Origin of the sequence: Pseudomonas sp. 30_B, assembly GCF_017491605.1 — a bacterium.
Classification (GTDB): Bacteria; Pseudomonadota; Gammaproteobacteria; order Pseudomonadales; family Pseudomonadaceae; genus Pseudomonas.
This window is the reverse complement of the sequence record NZ_JAFGYY010000318.1, coordinates 1-455: the sequence shown is the minus strand read 5'-3', so window position 1 is coordinate 455 and position 455 is coordinate 1. Positions and strand designations below refer to the sequence as shown.

The 455-nt window shown below is 72.3% G+C and carries 1 protein-coding gene; it reads right to left on the bottom strand.

The features are described from left to right. A partial coding sequence (locus J5M67_RS28475; protein ID WP_207888682.1) for a DUF3458 domain-containing protein occupies positions 1 to 455 on the bottom strand: 455 nt, incomplete at both ends.

The following is a 455-nucleotide window of genomic DNA, read 5'->3' as shown; positions in this document are numbered from 1 at the left end:
TCGTCGCGGTAGTCGTATTCGACGATCACGGGCGCGGAGAAATTGCGCAGCAGCGACGGCAGCGGCGCCGCGTCGATGTCGACGAACGTGAACGTCGCCTCGGCCTCGGTCAGCTCGAGCACGCGCGTCGTGCCCGACGCGGCCGCTTCGCCTTCGAGGCGCAGCGGCAGATCGCGGCCGTCGGCGCCGATCAGGCCGATCGCGAACGGGATCAGGAGCGGCCCTTTCTGCGTGTCGCGCGCGGCGGGCGCGGCGTCGCCGTAGCCTTGCCGCAGCGTCACCGCGTAGCGCTTCGCGGCGGCGTCGTAAGCGGTGCGAACCGTCACGCGCGGCGTGCCCGCCTGGCTGTACCAGCGCTCGAACAGCGCGAGGTCGCGGCCGTTCGCGTCGGCCATCGCGTGGCGGAAGTCGTCGCACGTGACGGCCTGCCCGTCGTGGCGCCGGAAGTACAGGTC